The 17,034-nt window shown below is 62.7% G+C and carries 14 protein-coding genes and 1 pseudogene; 7 read left to right on the top strand and 8 right to left on the bottom strand.

Going from position 1 to position 17,034, the window contains the following annotated elements; genetic code table 11:
- The first annotated feature begins 35 nt into the window (after positions 1-35).
- Together OMP43_RS09240 and OMP43_RS09235 are read left to right on the top strand one after the other, a co-directional pair.
- Positions 36-1,235 (top strand): hypothetical protein, encoded by a 1,200-nt coding sequence (locus OMP43_RS09240; protein WP_280279425.1) that lies wholly within the window; start codon positions 36-38, stop codon positions 1,233-1,235.
- The gene (locus OMP43_RS09235) at positions 1,228-2,019 is read left to right on the top strand and encodes an HAD family hydrolase (RefSeq protein ID WP_280279424.1); all 792 of its coding nucleotides are present in this window, start codon (positions 1,228-1,230) and stop codon (positions 2,017-2,019) included. Before OMP43_RS09240 ends, OMP43_RS09235 begins: the two co-directional genes overlap by 8 nt.
- Positions 2,020-2,229: 210 nt before the next feature.
- Here OMP43_RS09235 and OMP43_RS09230 read toward each other — a convergent pair whose 3' ends face one another.
- Positions 2,230-2,814 carry an RNA 3'-terminal phosphate cyclase gene (locus OMP43_RS09230; protein WP_280279423.1) on the bottom strand — a complete coding sequence of 195 codons (585 nt, stop codon included), beginning with the start codon at positions 2,812-2,814 and terminating at the stop codon, positions 2,230-2,232.
- Between the two features lie 15 nt (positions 2,815-2,829).
- On the opposite strand from OMP43_RS09230, the gene OMP43_RS09225 reads away from it, so the two are divergent.
- From OMP43_RS09225 to OMP43_RS09215, 3 genes and pseudogenes are all read left to right on the top strand, one after another.
- Positions 2,830-3,171, top strand: a complete 342-nt coding sequence (locus OMP43_RS09225) for a MucR family transcriptional regulator (RefSeq protein WP_280279586.1) — start codon at positions 2,830-2,832, stop codon at positions 3,169-3,171.
- Between the two features lie 108 nt (positions 3,172-3,279).
- Entirely contained in the window at positions 3,280-3,597 is a 318-nt protein-coding gene (locus tag OMP43_RS09220; RefSeq protein ID WP_280279422.1) for a hypothetical protein, read from the top strand.
- 71 nt (positions 3,598-3,668) lie between these two features.
- A pseudogene (locus tag OMP43_RS09215) lies at positions 3,669-3,990 on the top strand (CopG family transcriptional regulator).
- A 939-nt stretch (positions 3,991-4,929) separates the two neighbouring features.
- Here OMP43_RS09215 and OMP43_RS09210 read toward each other — a convergent pair.
- From OMP43_RS09210 to OMP43_RS09190, 5 genes are all read right to left on the bottom strand, one after another.
- On the bottom strand, positions 4,930-7,647 hold the full coding sequence (locus OMP43_RS09210) for an RHS repeat-associated core domain-containing protein (protein ID WP_280279421.1): 2,718 nt from the start codon (positions 7,645-7,647) through the stop codon (positions 4,930-4,932).
- Positions 7,648-7,670: 23 nt separating this feature from the next.
- Entirely contained in the window at positions 7,671-9,428 is a 1,758-nt protein-coding gene (locus tag OMP43_RS09205) for a hypothetical protein (RefSeq protein ID WP_280279420.1), read from the bottom strand.
- 40 nt (positions 9,429-9,468) lie between these two features.
- The gene (locus tag OMP43_RS09200) at positions 9,469-10,113 is read right to left on the bottom strand and encodes an Ig-like domain-containing protein (RefSeq protein WP_280279419.1); all 645 of its coding nucleotides are present in this window, start codon (positions 10,111-10,113) and stop codon (positions 9,469-9,471) included.
- A 530-nt stretch (positions 10,114-10,643) separates the two neighbouring features.
- The gene (locus tag OMP43_RS09195) at positions 10,644-11,357 is read right to left on the bottom strand and encodes a DUF1826 domain-containing protein (RefSeq protein WP_280279418.1); all 714 of its coding nucleotides are present in this window, start codon (positions 11,355-11,357) and stop codon (positions 10,644-10,646) included.
- Between the two features lie 3 nt (positions 11,358-11,360).
- Positions 11,361-12,158, bottom strand: coding sequence for a phosphatase PAP2 family protein (locus tag OMP43_RS09190; RefSeq protein ID WP_280279417.1), 798 nt, complete (start codon positions 12,156-12,158; stop codon positions 11,361-11,363).
- A 201-nt stretch (positions 12,159-12,359) separates the two neighbouring features.
- Between OMP43_RS09190 and OMP43_RS09185 the strand changes: the two genes are divergently transcribed.
- On the top strand, positions 12,360-14,387 hold the full coding sequence (locus OMP43_RS09185; protein WP_280279416.1) for a S9 family peptidase: 2,028 nt from the start codon (positions 12,360-12,362) through the stop codon (positions 14,385-14,387).
- A gap of 144 nt (positions 14,388-14,531) precedes the next feature.
- Here the strand turns inward: OMP43_RS09185 and OMP43_RS09180 are convergent, their stop codons facing one another.
- Both OMP43_RS09180 and OMP43_RS09175 read right to left on the bottom strand, forming a co-directional pair.
- Positions 14,532-15,218 (bottom strand): anti-sigma factor, encoded by a 687-nt coding sequence (locus OMP43_RS09180; RefSeq protein WP_280279415.1) that lies wholly within the window; start codon positions 15,216-15,218, stop codon positions 14,532-14,534.
- The gene (locus tag OMP43_RS09175) at positions 15,215-15,700 is read right to left on the bottom strand and encodes a sigma-70 family RNA polymerase sigma factor (protein ID WP_280279414.1); all 486 of its coding nucleotides are present in this window, start codon (positions 15,698-15,700) and stop codon (positions 15,215-15,217) included. Before OMP43_RS09175 ends, OMP43_RS09180 begins: the two co-directional genes overlap by 4 nt.
- 87 nt (positions 15,701-15,787) lie before the next feature.
- On the opposite strand from OMP43_RS09175, the gene OMP43_RS09170 reads away from it, so the two are divergent.
- A complete protein-coding gene (locus OMP43_RS09170) occupies positions 15,788-17,017 on the top strand; it encodes a S8 family serine peptidase (protein WP_280279413.1) in 1,230 nt (409 codons plus the stop codon).
- Positions 17,018-17,034 lie beyond the last annotated feature (17 nt).

The raw sequence follows: 17,034 nt of genomic DNA, 5'->3' as shown, positions 1-17,034 counted from the left end.
GGGAAGCATGAGTTAGTGCGCCAGATTATTCTTGCATGAGCGAAGTGCGGCTAGTCGCATATCAATCGAAACGTCGGCAGGGGTTAGATCAGCGTTCGCGATATGTACTCGCGTCGCCAAGCCAAATCGGCTATGCGGCAAGTGTGAGTGAGGCCGAGCAAACCAACCAGGAAGCCGAAGCGCAGGTGTCCGCGAAGGACCAGGCCAGGAAGCCGTTGTCGCCTATCAAGGCAATTTATCACGCTCTGCTAGGTCATGAGATCGACTACTACCCGCGGGTGTTGGACGGTGGGAAGCCGAAGCTGCTCGACACCGATGCATTGACGCGGGAGTTTGGCGACGCAGCCGCGCATTGGACAGATCTGCCGGCCACGGACGATATCGACAAGGATCGGCTCGATGATGCGATCAAACTCGCCCGCCAGAGCCTCGACGAGGTCAAGGATCAGACGGAGTATCAAGATCAGAAGGCTACTCGCCTGCTGACAGTGACGACATTCCTGACTGCCTTCTCGGGCGTACTCTTCGCCCGCATGCTCGATGCCTATCCTCGGTCCAGCTTTGCAGCGCAGCCGCTCTGCTCCCAGGTGGTGCTCAGCGCGAGCTACGTCTTGTTTGGAGCCTTCGTGCTTTCCGCGGTGTTCGGTGCCCTTATCACCTTTCACGCGACCCGAACCCGCTTCAAATATGTCCACGACGGCGAAGTGTCGCGCGACGACAGCCTACCTCGCTCGCGGCTTTTCTATCGAGGAATTCTGCGCGTCCGGCCGAAGGCCTGGGCACTGACCTTTGTCACGCCGCATGCCGACCCTGAGCAAAAGGTCGATCCCGTCCTTGATCATGCGCTTAAGCAAGCCTATTTCCGAGATCTCGTTGGCGAGACCTATCTTGTCGCGGCCAAAGCCGCAGACAAACTCCGGTTCCTTGATCCAGCACAGCGACTGCTTGCGATGTCGCTAACCTGTCTCTTCCTTTGGTTGGTGAGCCTCGTAATCGTCGGGATAGCCGTGACGCCACCACCGGCGAAGCCGATAGTTATACATGTTGATTCTTCGGGCGCGCCCATCGAGGTGAAGCCCGTTACGTCCGTCGGTGAAGCCCCAGCCCCGCCTGCGACACCATCGGATTCTCCGACGGCCAAGGCCGCGCCACAACTCCCTACCGAGCCGCTACCCCCTGCTCAGAACACAGCCGCGCCCAAGCACAACGCCAAGGAGGGCGCTCCTCATGATTAAGATCGAGGGATCGATTACCGTATTTGTCGACGCCGACAACACGCTCTGGGATACCGATGAGGTGTTCGCGCGCGCGCAGCTAGCGCTCCTGGAACAGGTGGAAGCAGCAGTTGGGCTGAAGGCAGCGACTACGGATCGATTGAGTTTTATCCGTGCTTGCGATCAAGCGATCGCAGCGCGACATCATGACGGGTTACGTTACCCCCCTCATCTTCTAGTGCGTGCGCTCGTCTTCGCGCTGCAGGGACAGCCGAGTGAAGTAGCCGCGCGCGCTGCCTGGTCGAATCATCTCCCCTCAATGCTGGCGAGTGTCGATGAGGTAGCGTTGGTAAAGCGCTTCTTCGCGGCGCTGAAACAGCAGCCGGCGCTACGGCCTGGTGTGGTCGAGGGCTTGATGATGCTGGAGAAGGCGAACGCCACGGTCCTCATCGTGACCGAAGCTGCGCGCGCCAGGGTTGAGGAGACAGCGGCTGAGCTTGGGCTGACAGGACATTTCACTCGAGTAATTGAAGGAAAGAAGCGCCCTGATCTTTTCCGGCGCATTGTACGCCTCACCGGCGATCCAGCGACCGCCTACATGGTGGGCGATCAACTCGATCGTGACATAGCTCCGGCCAAGGAAGCAGGTCTCAGAACCATCTATTTTCCCGGCAACTTCGTCCCGCGCTGGACCCTGGACAAGGAAAAGGTTGGCCCGAACCATCAGGTGAGCGACTTCGCGGAAGCGGCGGCCATCATTTTGGAAGGAGAAACAGCACAGTCAGTCCGCGCCATGCGAGCCTAACCCCTGGTGGCCGATTAGGGCTGGTCGATCCTCGCCGCTCAAACCTCCGCCCGTGGATGGCTGGATTTGGGCCGCTTGCGGACTGGCCGGTTTTGCGAAGTCGACCTGCGCAAGCGGCCGCTGGGAATGGCGAAATCAAGGCCTGGCATTGCGCCAGCACCGGGCAGCCTGATCCTACGGTTTGCGCGCGCCGTCCGGCCTATCGAGAGCTCACCGCACGAGATGGCATCCGCCCGGCTGCTGTTGGAACACCCAGCGCTGGCCGGTGAAGCGCTCGATAATGTCGCGAGCGGTAAGCGCGTGCTGGCTTGGCTTCACCGTAGTGAAGCTGCCGCCCCCCGCCAGGGCGAAGGGCAGCAAAAGCTGATCCGCCAGATAAGGGCCCGCGAACGCATGGGACGCGAGGAACCCGGCCATGCGCTGCCCAGCGGTCTTCGCCAGCGATTCCGCCGATACGCCAAGCTTGCCGAAACCCGTGACGATCTCGGTCGCATGCTCGAACGCCGCTTCGAGAAGCAGCACATTGCCAGGGCCTTGCTCGTCGGGAAGCTGGCGGACGGCGAACGTGTCCTCGGGCCAGTCCAGCAGCAACTTGCGCGCAGTCGCGATCTCGCGCTCGGCAATGTTGTACGCCAGCGCCGCAAATAGGGCAGTTGCCGACACCGAGCGCAGCGCGCCGCGCTCGATGCAATCGATCGGCGCCAGTTTGCCCGGCGCGATATCGACCTCGATCCGGCCACCGCCGCGCGGATAGAAGCCGTGGCGGATCAGCCGCATCTCGATCTGCGCGCCCATGCGACGCTCTCCGCACTGTCGGCCGACAAGCCATCCCCGGATACTGATCCGGAGCCGTCGCCGGCTCCCGTCGAATATCCGCCGGCCGTATCCGTCAAGAAGTCGCTCGCATCGAAAGATCACATCATCTCGATGGTGGACGGAAAGCCGTACAAGACGTTGCGCCGACACCTCGCCACCCATGGCATGACGCCGGAAAGCTATCGTGAACGCTACAATCTAAAGTCCGACTATCCGATGGTCGCGCCCAATTATTCGGAGCAGCGTCGCGCGATGGCGCACAAGATAGGACTCGGCGCAAAAGGTCGCGCGGCCAAGGGTGCGCCAAGGGCAAAAAAGGCTCCAAGCAAGACCTGACCTTCCGGCTATCCGGCTATCCGGCTATCCGGCACAGGCGGGCGAGACCCATCCCGTCATGGTGCGGCGTATCGGCGCCTCCCCCCAAGTCACCGGGAGGGCCGGCCGATGGATCGATCTCTCCCTCCCCGCCGTTTGCTGATCCTGTCCTGTTCAGCGACGAAGCGGGCCGGCCCGAAATACATGCCGGCGATCGATCGCTATGACGGGCCGCTCTGGCAGACCTTGCGCACAACCGACCCGGACGGGAGGCTGGCAAGCGTCGCCGTCCTTTCGGCCCATCTCGGCTTCCGGGACGCGCGCACGACGATCGAACTCTACGACGCGCATATGAATCAGGAGCGCGCCGACGCCATGATCGCGGGCGGTCTCGGAACCCGGTGGCCGCGGCCGAAGACCCAACCTGACGACGGCATCGAACTCTAGGAGAACTGCGTGTGGCGAAAGGACCCAAGACAAAGAAGCAGCGGCTTTCGGTCTATCTCGAAACAGAGGTCATGGATGCGCTGGCGGCGCATGCCGCCCGGCGCGGACTGTCTCTGTCGATGGTCGCCGAGGCGGGCATTCCCTCCATCGTCTCCCCGGATGCAGCGGAACGCCAAGAGGCCGCCATTGCCAAACGGCTCGACCAACTCACTCGGGGCATTGCGCGCCTCGAAAGGGATCTCACAGTCGCGGTCGAAGCGGACGCCGTGTTCGTCCGCTTCTGGTTAACGACCACTCCATCACTCCCCGAACCCGCCGCGCAGGCTGGCGAGCGGACCGAAGTTGCGACAGGAAATACCGGAGGATGTCGGTGTAACACCTGAAACGATCTAGCCGCGCCACGTGGATGGTTCGGCGAGGGCAACATCAGATGCAGTAGGCCGCACCGTTGCTCCGCGAAGGCGCTAGCGGTCCCTGGAGTTAATCTTGATTCTCGATGCAACACCCAAGACATCGCAGTGCCCAAGTTGACAATCCTGCCAGACGCCAATCTTTCTCGGCCAAGTTCCCATAGCAATACTTATCACTACGGATGTCTTGTCCTTTTCCTCTGCCAAGTCATACCGTATGCCCTTGCCGTCATCGGCCAAAACCCTGGCCAAACGCATATCGACCTGAGGTGCATTTCCTTCATAAATCGAAAACTTCTTTCTACCTTGATAAAACTGGTAGACCCGTCCTCCATCTCATATATTTTCTTCAACTGATTCTTCTCGGCGTGGTCAATACAGAATGATTCCCCACACGCACCAGGCTGATTGCTGCATCCTATCAGAAGAAAACCGACGATGCCCAGAGAACGGTACATGATGTCCGCCCCAATAGATCAGTTGAAGTTCCTAAGGATAAACTCTCGTTATGGCCCGCTCTTCCTTCGATCCGTCGCTAGAAACTGACTTAATGAACAGGCGCGAGCAATTTCTAGCTTAGAATCTGAGAAATATTTCGATATTATCGATAGCTACGTCAGCGCCGCCTCAAGAAAATCACTATAAGTGCAATCGCAACCACAGATATAAATATAATTCCAGATTGCACTAAGTAATTGTTCGAGCGATTGATTGCCATCTCAGAAATCTTGGCACACTCAACTACCGAAGATGAGCAATGAATATATCTCAAACCAATCGCATTAACGACAACAAAAAACCAGTAAGCGACGACAGCAATTGATCCAATAATTATAATCTTGGTTCGATGAAGATTTATCATCACAACCTCCTGTGCTTAACGACCATGACACACGATGGAGACCAAGCCGTTTGGCTGCTATCAATTCATCCTGCCTTTCATTGTCGTTCTGTAGACCGCGTGGCGCAAGTCGCGCTCTAACGTCGTCGGCGATGGTTGCGCGAAGGCCCAGCTCGTTCTTACGCCAGCGGCGGTGAGCAAACGACGGGCGGCCTCCGTGCAATTCGTCGTATCACTTCCCCAAGAAGCCAACAATCTCCAGGTTTTCCCAGCCTCTTCGCGGGCTATTCCGGAAAGCTTGCCGGACAGTTTTGAGTCAAAGTTCACGGTATACTTCGTGAGTTTGTATTCGCTATTCGAAGTACCATTCCAGCCATAGGCCCTCATACTCCTAAATGATGCAGAAAATGATATAGTTTTGGTATTGCTTGGAGTGTTGTTTGTCTTTCCGTTGCCGTCTTCAGGCCAAGGGTTTGTTAGAACCTGTGTAGTTCCACCAATGGTTGTCATAACATGCCCCTGATCCCTTATAGGGTCATCTGCATATTCAGTAGGCGTCCATACATAGACGTCTATTGATGAATACGGCCTACCCTTTGCCCCATACGAGGCCGCAGCAGCATTCGAGGCTTCGGGGTCGGTGCTAGCGCAGGAACTCCCCGCAGGGCATTGGTCGAACAGACCGAATTGCCCACTAGGATCCCTCCCTTGGATGGGGTCATTCCCTACGTAAGCATAGAGATTGACTTGATCTTCGTATCCGATGGGGTCGGTCTGCATGAAGCGCCCGAGCATCGGCGCGTAGATGCGCGCCTTGTAGTAGTACATACCCAGTTCGGGAATCCACGCCTGGCCGGTGTACTGGAGCCGGTACTGGTTGCCGCTGGCAGGAACGCCGTATTCGTCATAGCTGTTGATCCACAGCGCGTTGCCGTCAGCATCCGCCACCGACACGACCGATCCCTGGTGATCGATCTGCAAGCTGCGCCGCATGGTAAGTCCCGATGCCTCGTACCAGAGCAGCGGATCGTCCACGCCAGTGCCGTGGACATAGCGCCTCAGGATTGCGCCGGAGCCACTCAGTTCCATCGTCAGCTGGTCGCCGTCATGATAGAACCGCGTGACGCCTGTCGACGGGCTGTAGGTCTGATAAAGGCGCCCTAGCGGATCATAGGTGAGACTGGCACCGGTTGACGACACAACCAGCCGGTTTTCGGCATCGTACGTAAAGGCGATGCCGCCGTCGGAGGTCAGGTTGCCGTTGGAATCATAACCATAGTTGTTGCTGCCGACCGCGGAGTATTGGTTCAGCCCGTTCACCGCGTAGCTGCGGTTGGTACTGGTATAGGCCCCGAACGCATAGCTGTTGTTCGACCGGGCTTTGGTCGTGATCTGACTGGCCGGATTATAGCCAAGGGTCGTCATCACGTCATAACCGCTGCCCGCCAGATCGTCGCCTAGGCTACTCAGACGCGACGCCGCATCATAGCTATAACTGGTGGCGACAGCACCTCGTGCCTCACCCGCACGCCGCCCTTGCACGTCCCAACTCATCGTTGCGACCGAGGTGCCGCCATTCTCGCGAATTGCCACCGGACGATCTAGCCCGTCATACTCGTAAGTGAAGAAGTTGCCATCGAGATGCGTGATCCGCGTCCGATTGCCGTTGGCGTCATAGAGATAGCCGAAAGCCACGCTCGACCCGCCCATACTCGTGGTGCTCAACGCTAGGCGCCCGAACCCGTCATAGCCGTTCGTCACCGCGTCGGTGCCGCTCGGACTGTCGAACCGCGCGGCCGTCTGTAACCCACGCAGATCGTAGCTGTAATAGACGTTGCGCGCCATTGAGGCTGGTACGTTGGTGCATGCATAACCGGCCACGCACGCCGTGGGCACAAGCTTTGATGTCATCCGGTTGAGCGCGTCGAACGTATAGCCGAATACCCGCCCGTCGCGCTTCCTCAGCGAGGTGCGGTTGCCGTTGAGGTCATAACCATATTCCTCGCGGTCATTGGTGTTGACCGCGCCCGAAGTCGCCAGGGCATTGGCCGGCGTCGAGGGGTTGTAGGTGGTGGGAGCGCTCGTCGAGGGGAATTGCCACTGCACCTGGCGGTCATGGCCGTCATAGACCAACCGCGCCTTGTTGCCGTTCGCGTCGACGACATATTCCTGCTTACCATTGGCCGTGAAGCCGTACGTTGCATAAGCCTGCTCGAGGCTGGATCCGACGGCCTTGCGCGCCTGCACCAGCTGGCCGGCCGGATCATAGACATTCCTGGTGATCCGGTCGATCGGATTGGACGGGTTGCTCTGAGCGCAGGCGCTGGCCGGCAGGCTGCCGAACAACGCCGGGTCCATCCGCACCGCGGTGCATTGCAGCCGGCCGACGCTGTCATAGCTATACTGTGTGACCTGTCCGGTTTCCCAGGTGCTGGTGGCCGCGTTCCAGCCGAGCACCGTCTCCTTCACCTTGCGGTCGAGCAAGTCATAATCGGTGGCGATCTTCTGCTGCACCGAGAAACCGGACCAGTTCTCCGGCGCAGTACCTTCCGGTTGCCAGGTTACCAGTTCACCCTTCTCGACCAGTGTCAGCCGCCCATTGGAGTCATAGGTGTTGCGCACCGCCAGATGGTGGAGCGGCCCGGCACCGTCCGGATCGGGCGCGATCGTTCCCACCAATCGGCGGGCCAGATCATAGCGCGCTGCACTGGTGAAGTTCGAAGGAGCAGACTGCGCCATCGCGGCGAGCGGGGCGAGCAAGGCGACCGAGCCCAGCAGCCGAGCGACAATCTTCTTCATGGCGATGTCCCCCTGCTTCCGGTTCACGAACAGCTCGCAAGACCAGCGCGCGGCTTGGTCTCGAAGATTTTGTTGCCATACTCGTCATAGCCGAAGCAGGTGCGCAAGCTGACCCCGCTCGAGGTCATCACCATGCCACGCATCAACAGGTTGTCCGCCGTGCCGCTCGCGCCATATTCATAGCTGGTGACGGTGATCGGCGCCGCCGGATCGCAGCTCGCCGTGCTACTGCCCGCATAGGTCTGGCACAGCGTCTCGGTCGCCGGCAGCCAGACCGGCGACGCCGCCGCCACCAGCGCGCCACCGGAATTCTTCACATAGGCATAGCCCTGCACATAGGTGTAGAGCTTCAGCGGCCGCGCCGCGCCCGCAACCGGCGCCGGCTGCATCTCGCTCGTCACGCCGCCATGCGTGGCATAGGTAAAGTCGGTCCGGTTGCCGTTGGGATCGATGATCCCGTTGGGCTTGGCCACATTCTGCCGCGTGATGGGATAGGACGCGACGCCGAAGAGATAGCCCTTCACCAGATCCGGCAGCCCGGAGCCCGGCTTCGCGACCAGCGTCTCCTTGCTGAGGGCGCGATAAGCGCCGTTATACTCGGCCAGATATTTGTTGCCTTCGGGATAGGTCACTTCGACGAGGAAGCTGCCCTCCGCCAGCGGGCCGCCCGGCGGGTTGTTCGAGAAGAAGTCGCTGGCACCGGTGTAGCGATACTGCGTCGTCTGCCCGTTCGCGTCGGTGAAGCTGTAGGGGCTCGACCGCGTGAAGGTGCCGCCGAAGCTCTTCCCGTCCGGATCCATCACGCCGCCGTTGATCTGCCCGTCGCTGTCGATGGCCTGGCCGTCGTCGGTGATGACGCCGGGCTCGGCGTTGGACGCGTAGGTCCACACGCTTCCGTCCGCCAGGATCTGGCGATCGATCTTGTTGGTATACAGATAGATATTGGTGATCTTGCAGTTCGCATAGCCGGGCGGCTTGATGCAGGTGATGCTGTCGCTCCAGCCATAGGTCGTCGTCTGGTTCATCACGTCGGTGAAACCGGTCAGCTTGTCGCCGCTATAGCCGTAGCTCGTCTTCAGCGCGGCGCCGCTGCAGGTGCTGGAGGCCGTGACATAGGTTCTGGACAGGTTGAACCCGCACGCCGCCGAGATGCTTCCGTTGGCGCCATAGTCGAACACCATCGCATAGCCCGAGCTGTCGCTCACCAGCTTGAGCTGGCGGCTGGCATTGTAGGAGAAGCTCTGCACCCGTCCGTCGGGATAGGTGATGCTGGCGATGCGCTGCGAGGACGGCATCACGCCGCCGCCGACACTCAGCGCGGGCACCGATGCCGTGAAGGTGTAGATCGTGCCCGCCGCGTCCGTATAGACGAGGTTGCCGCTGACGATCTCCAGCGTGCCGCGCCGGGAATCGAGATTCGATTCGATCGGATTGGGCGAGCCGACATCGTACATGCCGCCCTGGCTGGCCCCCAGATAGACATTGTAGACATAGCGCCCGACCGATTTCACTCGCCTGGTGACATAGATGTCGAAATTGGTGCTGGTATGCCTCCCGAAGAACATCGCGTTCGGATCGTTCAGATAGCTGCCGATATAGAAGCGCTCGAGCTTGAGCGGCCCGATCGCGATGTCGGTCGTGGTGTAGGTGAACGCCGAATCCGCAAGGTTCACGCCCGTCGGGGTGGTCGAGTAGATCTTGGGCGGGACGATCTGGGCCGTCGCGGGCAGCGCGCCGAACAACGCCGAGGCCGTGAGAAGCCGTGCAACATGCCTATGCATTCTGGTCTCCATCAGGAATTTGGGGTGGCGGGGCAGCGCGCTAGACGGGCGGCTCGCCGATGCAGGCGTTGTTGTTGCCGGTGGCGGTGACGGTGACGATGCCGGTGGCCGTCGCGCCCAGGCTGTTGGCGATCGTGTAGGTGAAGCTCGCCGTGCCGGTATAGGCCGCGCTGAACGTCACCGAGGTACTGCTGACGATCGAGGCATAGATCGATCCGGAGAATGGATTGATCGAGACCAGGGTCAGCGGAACATTGCCGTTCGGGTCATAATCGTTCGCCAACAGGTCCACCGTCTTCGTCGTCGAGCAGACGAACGAGGTCGAGTCATTCACCGCGACCGGCGGCGTCGGCGTCGGTGTGGGCGTGGGTGTCGGGGTTGGCGTGGGCGTCGGGGTCGGCGTGGGAGTAGGCGTAGGTGTCGGGGTCGGGGTAGGCGTGGGCGTGGGCGTGGGCGTGGCGCAGACGGGCGGCGCCCCGGTGCCGGTGAAATATTGCGCGCGATTGCCGGCCGGATCGAAGCAGGTCGCCGTCGTCACCGCGCTGTTCGGCCCGCCGCTGATCGACGACCGCACCAGCCGTCCGAGCTGATCATATTGATAGGTCGTGGTTTCCTGCGCATGCGCCGGCGGCGACGCGAAACCTATGGCCAGCGTGCTCGTGCACGCCAACAAGCGAAGACGCATATGCCCTCCCCCTTTGAGGGCTACTAGAATTGTGCCCTTCTATGTCGATCAGGCGACGGAGAAATGCCCCGAATCCTGTCGATCAAGCGCAGGCTATTTTCGAGAATGAGATAGGTCCAGAAACGGAATGAACCAAAATGGTGTAATTCGCAGTACCTGCCGCTTTGGCATGCAATCGAGTAATACTCATGCGCTCAGCGGCGAAAATGCATGCGCACGATCCTATTGCGCATTCCGCCGCGACCGCCGACGCGCGCTTGCGGACAGAAGCGGTGCCTGCGCCCAGTAAGCCCATGCCGCGATGACGGCTCGCCTGAGCGATTCAGCGCCCGCACGACTTGCGGCACACAGCCGGGATTCGGCGGAATGACGGCCGTTCACGGGCCGTCATTCCGCCTGGATGTGATCCTTGGCTGGGGCGGAAGGATTCGAACCTTCGGTACACGGTACCAAAAACCGGCATTCCGCATTGATTTTCCAGTAAGTTTTCGCGGCGCACCCCGTGTTGCGAGTGGACAAATATCAAGTACTTAAAGCCAATCTGCGGAATAACTCCTGCTGGAGACGCCCAATCGGGTTCCGCCTGCAGCGACAGCGAGAACCGCACGTACATCAGAACCACCAACCGGATTATCTCGGGCGATGAGGGAAAGCGTCGGAATGGGCTCGGCGGTTTTGCCCTCGATTTGCGGCTCATAACCCGGCGCTATCACCCTATCCCGCCCCAGGCCACGTTCATTTGACAGAGCCGCTTTGACACTACCTACGGCCACGTTGATATGGTCGTGAACCCATAAACGACCGCTATTGGCGGGAAGGCTGAGCGTCCGGGATTGGGTGGTGATCAGCCGCGCGCTGACATAGTCGGCATGGAAGCGTCGGCAGGCGTCCCCGGTGACATGCTCCAGCCGGATCGCAACGTCGTCGATCCCGAGATTGCGGGCAAAGGCACATGCCAGCAGCTGCGCATCCTCGGCAAGCGCCCAGCCATCGCCCTCGATGCCCGCCTCCAGAAATGCGAGGCACAATTCCTCGGCCACGCGATCCGCCGGCGTTTCGAAGCGGAGAAACTCGACTCCGCTGAGGTCAGCTTGCCCGATTGCCGCGCTCAGCCCGGCGGCCAGCGCACGCTCCCAGATCGCGAGATCGACGGCATCCCGCAGGATAGCGTCGAGCGCGTGGACTTGGACGCCTCGCCAGGCGCGGACGGGCTCGGTGCGCACCGCCTGATGCTTGCTCGCCATCGCTCAGCGCCGCTTCGCCGGATCGAAAATCGGTTCGGCGACGAGCGACGCCTCACGCGCGCACATCCCGGCATCGGGCGCGGGGCCGGTGGCTCGCAGCGCGGCCAGCTCAGCCCGCGCCGCTGCGAAATCGGTCTGGAACTGAGGCGAGGACGAGAGCGCGGCCAGCGTCACCGTCGCCGAGAGCCTCCCGCCCTCGACCGCACTCGCATTGTGCACGCCGCACACGATCCGGCTTTCACCATAAGCGCGGCCGCGCGCGAGAAGCTGGGTCGCGCGATCGGGCGCCAGCTCGGCGAGCAGCATCGCCCATGTCCAACCCAGCGTCGTGTGGCCGGAAGGATAGTCATAGCTGTCGAGCACTTCCCTGGCGGGCTGGCAGATCGCACCTCTGTCGATCAAGAACGGACGCCTGCGCTTGTAGAAATCCTTGGCGACATTGGTGCCGCGCCCGGTATCGATCCGGGCACGCGCCACGAGCGCCTCGGTGCGTGGCGCATTCGCCGGCGTGATCGTCACGCCTAGCGCGCAGCTGAAATCGCGCATCAGATCGGCTTGCCCGGTCGGAACGTCGCCGGTTGCCATATCCCAGCGCGGCGTGCCGACCAGCGCACGCGTCTCCCGGAAAATCCGGCGGTCGGCTTCATAGCGGGCATCGCCCTTCACCGGAGCCGGCGGCAATATCGCCAGGACGTCGAACGCCCCCGGTGCCAGATAGCCTTGCCCCTCCGATCGCGCCTGAACCGCCACGGCTCCGGCAAGCAAGGTCACCGACAGAACGGACAGCCTGATCAATTTCACGTCGACTTCCTTCGTCGCTGCGAACGCCGGCCGCGGCATCCAGTTGCAAGGAATGATACATTGTATCATAAGGCAATTGCCTTATGCAGGAATCCACAGGTCTGACAAGCGCCTTGCCGGGCGCCCCAGGTCACTCGCCTTGAGACATGTTGTATCGAGTCATAAGCTGATCCCGCTTCATCATCGCTTTGGAGAACGGCAATGCGGACGCTTCACCTGGTCGGACTTGGGTTGCTGGCTGTCGGGACAGGGGGCGCAGCGGCGCCGCAGACCGATCCCGGTGCAGTGCGCCTGATCGAACGCAACGACCTGTTCGGCAATCCGACCAAGACGCAGGCGCGCCTCAGCCCCGACGGCAAATGGCTATCCTGGATCGCCCCGCGCGACGGCGTGCTCAACATCTGGGTCGCGCCGGCATCCGACCCTGGCCAGGCGCGCCCGCTCACTGCCGAGAAGACGCGCCCCATCCGCAGTCATTTCTGGGCGCCCGACAGCTCGCAGATCATGTTCATCAACGACAAGGGTGGCGACGAGAATTTCCTGCTCTACGGCGTGGCGCCCGCCGGGGGCGAGCCCAGGCTGCTCACGCCGTTCGAGAAGACCCGTGTCAAGCTGGTCGGCACCAGCAATCACGTCACCGGCCGCATCCTGCTCGGCATCAACAATCGCGATCCGCGCTGGCACGATGTCTACAGCCTCGATCTCAAGACCGGCAAGCTGACGCTCGTGATGCGGAATGACGGCTATGCCGGCTTCCTGGCCGACGACCAGCTCAATCTGCGCATGGCGAGCAAGCAGCGCGACGACGGCGGCAGCGACTATTTCCGCGTGACCGGCGACAAGATCGAGGCAACGCCGCTGGTGACGATCGGGCTCGATGATTCGCTGACTACCGGCCCCGCCGGCTTCACCGCGGACGGCAAGACGCTCTACTGGACCGATTCGCGCGGGCGCGACACGGCGGCGCTGCTCGCGCAGGACGTCGCCACCGGCAAGATGACGACGATCGCCGAGAGTCCGAAGGCCGATATCGGCGGGGTCATGGCCGATGCCGAGACGGGCCGCGTCCAGGCATATTCGATCGACTATCTCAAGGAAGAATGGACCGCGATCGATCCCGGGATCGGGGCCGATCTCGACTGGCTGCGCAAGCAGTTGAAGGGCGAGCCGATCGTCGCCTCGCGCACGCGTGCCGATGATCGCTGGATCGTCGCGGTCGATCCGGTCGTCGCGCCGAGCACCACCTATCTGTTCGATCGCAAGGCCAGGAAGCTGAGCACGCTCTACGTCTCGCGGCCGCAGCTCGAGGGCGCGCCACTCGTCGCCATGTACCCGGAGGAGATCAAGGCGCGCGATGGGCTTACGCTCGTGTCCTACCTCACGCTCCCGGCCGGTACCGACCCGGATGGCGATGGCAAGCCGAACAAGCCCGTGCCGATGATATTGTTCGTCCATGGCGGCCCCTGGGCGCGCGACGAATATGGGTACAACAGCTATCACCAATGGCTCGCCAATCGCGGCTATGCGGTGCTGTCGGTCAACTATCGCGGCTCGACCGGTTTCGGAAAGAACTTCATAACCGCCGGCAACCTGCAATGGGGCCGCAAGATGCACGACGACCTGCTCGATGCGGTCGGCTGGGCGGTGGCGCGGGGCGTGACCACCCCGGACAAGGTCGCGATCATGGGCGGCTCATACGGCGGCTATGCCACCCTTGCCGGGGTTACCTTCACTCCGACTGCGTTTGCCTGCGGCGTCGATATCGTCGGGCCGTCCAATCTGCAGACCCTGCTCAAGACGATCCCGCCCTATTGGGAGGCCGGCAAGCAGCAATTCTACAAGCGGATGGGAGACCCGACGACCGAGGAGGGACGCAAGCTCCTCGATGCGGCCTCACCGCTCTACAAGGCCGATGCGATCGTCCGCCCGCTGCTGATCGGCCAGGGCGCCAACGATCCGCGGGTCAACAAGGCGGAATCGGACCAGATCGTCGCGGCGATGCGCGCCAAGAACATTCCGGTGACCTATGTCCTGTTCCCCGACGAAGGCCATGGTTTCGCCCGCCCCCAGAACAATATCGCCTTCAATGCGGTGGCCGAGAATTTCCTCGGCAAATGCCTTGGCGGCCGCGCCGAGCCGATCGGCGATTCGATCAAGGCATCGACCGCGCAGGTGCCGGCGGGTGCCGAGTTCGTGAGCGGCCTGGCGGCGAGCCTGCCGGCCCGCTGATGCCGCTGACGGAGGTACCCGGCCTCGCCGGGCGCCTCCGTCCGCTTGCGCACGACACCGATCGATTGAAGCCGGCTCGATGCGGGACAACCGGAGCGACTGGAAATGGGCGCAACCCAGCCCTTTTCCAATTCTCCCGGCCGTTCATCTCCACCCGGAAGCCCGCGCCCGGGCTTCCATCGTGGCGTCCAGCGGAGCGCCTGCCATCATCTCCTGCGCCGCCGCCATCACGGCCGCGCCGGTGGAGCCTGCCTGGACATAGTCGGTCTTCGCCATGGCACCACCTGCACGGGTCTGGCGCAGTGCCCAGCCTTGGCTGTCATGACATGCGATGCCCTCCACGGCCCGCGAGATGAAGACGCGGCAATAGCTGCCTCCGGCATCGCGGAAGGTCACGGGCACCTGGGTCGCGCCCTGGTCCGCGGCGAGCTTGCCATCGAGCGCGCTGGCCAAAGTACCGGCGGCGTACAGTTGGTCGCTTCGGGTTTGGACGACGCCCCTGTCCCGCAGGCCATGCCCGATGGCGAGTCCGAGCACGAGCGACGCCGCCGCCGCGCCCCCCAAGCGCATCCATGCGGCAATGCGCGCGACGGGCTTGCGTACCGGAAGCTCGACCAGGTTGCTGCGCAGCATCGCGGCAAGCCGATCGGGAACGGGCTCCTCCGTCACGGGTGCGAAATGGCCGCTCAGCCGGGCACGCAGCGCGCGGTGGCGCGCGACTTCCTCGCCGAGCGCCGGATCCTCGGCAATGGCGCGCTCCACGCGCCTGGCCTCGAGCGGGCCCAGTTCGCCATCGGCATAGGCCATCAGCACCTCGGGATCGATGCTCATGCCGCTTCTCCCAACCGCGCCATCAGCGCCTGTCGCCCGCGCACCAGCCGGGAAGTCAGTGTGCCCATCGGCACGTCGAGGATCTCGGCTGCCTCCTTGTACGCCAGCCCCTCGACCAACACGAGCGCCACCGCCTCGCGCTGCTCATCGGGCAGCATGTGTAGCGCGACGTCGATCTCGCCGAGCGCCACGCGCGCCTCGGCCCCACCATCGGCGCCGACACCGAGCCCTGCATCGGCATCGACGAAAGTCTGCGCGGCGCGGGCGCGGCTGCGGGTGACGTCGATCCAGCTGTTGCGCATGATCCGGTACATCCAACTGTCCATCCGTGTGCCTGGCTGCCATGATGCGCGTGCCAGCAGCGCCTTTTCCAGCGCCACCTGACACAGATCGTCGGCATCGGCGGCGTCACGGGCGAGTGCGCGGGCGAAGCGCCGCAATCGCGGCAGCAGCGCCAGCAGGTTCTCCTCGAAAGCCGCCAAACCCAGTTCCTCTTGTCCGCGGATGAAACGGACGGCGTGCGGCGTTTAATCCACATGATCTTCATTTTGTGCAAGAAGGGCGCGGCAATGCGCGGCATATGGCACTGGACCGGGCTGATTTCGCTGGCGACGGCGCAGCCCGCATGCGCCCAGCTCGCGCCGACCCTGCCATCGCTACCCCTGCCGGCAAGGCCGGTGCTGAACGAGATCGGGCAGGACCTGGAACGCGTGACCGGCAATGTGGCGCGGCAGCTCGAGGATGTCCGGCGCGCCGCCGCGGCCAAGCTGGTTCGCGAACATCCCGACCACATCGCGCTCGACCCGGAGGGCTTTCCCGCGCGCGCTGGGGAAGTGATCGTCGACGATCCAGACGATGCGCTGATCGCGAGGGCTACGGCCAAGGGCTATGCGGTGATCGCACGCGATGAGGTGCTCGGCGTCGGCTTCGTGCGCCTCTCGGCGCCGCGCGGGCGCTCGCTGGGGCAAGCCATCCGTGAGCTTCGCAAGCTTGGCGGGCATGAGGTGAGTGCCGATCAGCTCCACGCGCCGAGCGGAGCGGTCCCGGGGCATGCGGCTCCAGTGAATGCTGGCAATGGGCCGCTGGTCGGCGTGATCGACGGCGGTGCGGCCGGTGCCGCTCTCACATCCGGCTTCGCTGCCGGCGCGCCGCGGGCCAATGATCACGGGACCGCCATCGCTTCGCTGATAGCGGGTGCCGGCCTGGTGCGCGGCGGCCTGCCCGGCGCGCGGATCGCTTCGGCCGATGTCTATGGCAGCGATCCCGCCGGCGGCAACGCAACCGCCATCGCGCGGGCGATCGGCTGGATGGTCCAGAACCGGGTGAGCGTGGTCACGATCAGCCTGGTCGGTCCGCCCAATCCCGTGCTCGGGCGGGTGATCGCGGCAGCACAGGCACGCGGAACGGTGATCGTTTCGGCGGTCGGCAATAACGGCCCGGCAGCGCCACCAGCCTATCCGGCATCCTATGCCGGCGTGGTCGCGGTGACCGGCATCGACGGACGCGGTCGTGCGCTGATCGAGGCCGGGCGCGCGGGCCATCTCGACTATGCCGCTCCCGGTGCCGACATGCTGGCGATGGGAGCGAGTGGGCGCACCATGCGCGTGCGCGGCACCTCCTTTGCCGCCCCCTTCGTCGCAGCGACGATCGCACGCTTCTATCCGGCACCGGATTCCGCGGGCCTGCGGGCGGCAATGGCCAAGGTCGATGCCCAAGCGCGCGACGCCGGATCGCGCGGTACGGACAAGCTCTATGGCCGCGGGGTGCTGTGCGAGGCATGTCGGACGCCTGTGCAATGAACTGATTTCATTTTGGA

It is taken from the genome of Sphingomonas sp. CBMAI 2297 (assembly GCF_029870595.1).
Taxonomy (GTDB): domain Bacteria; phylum Pseudomonadota; class Alphaproteobacteria; order Sphingomonadales; family Sphingomonadaceae; genus Sphingomonas.
This window is presented reverse-complemented; position numbering and strand designations above follow the sequence as displayed.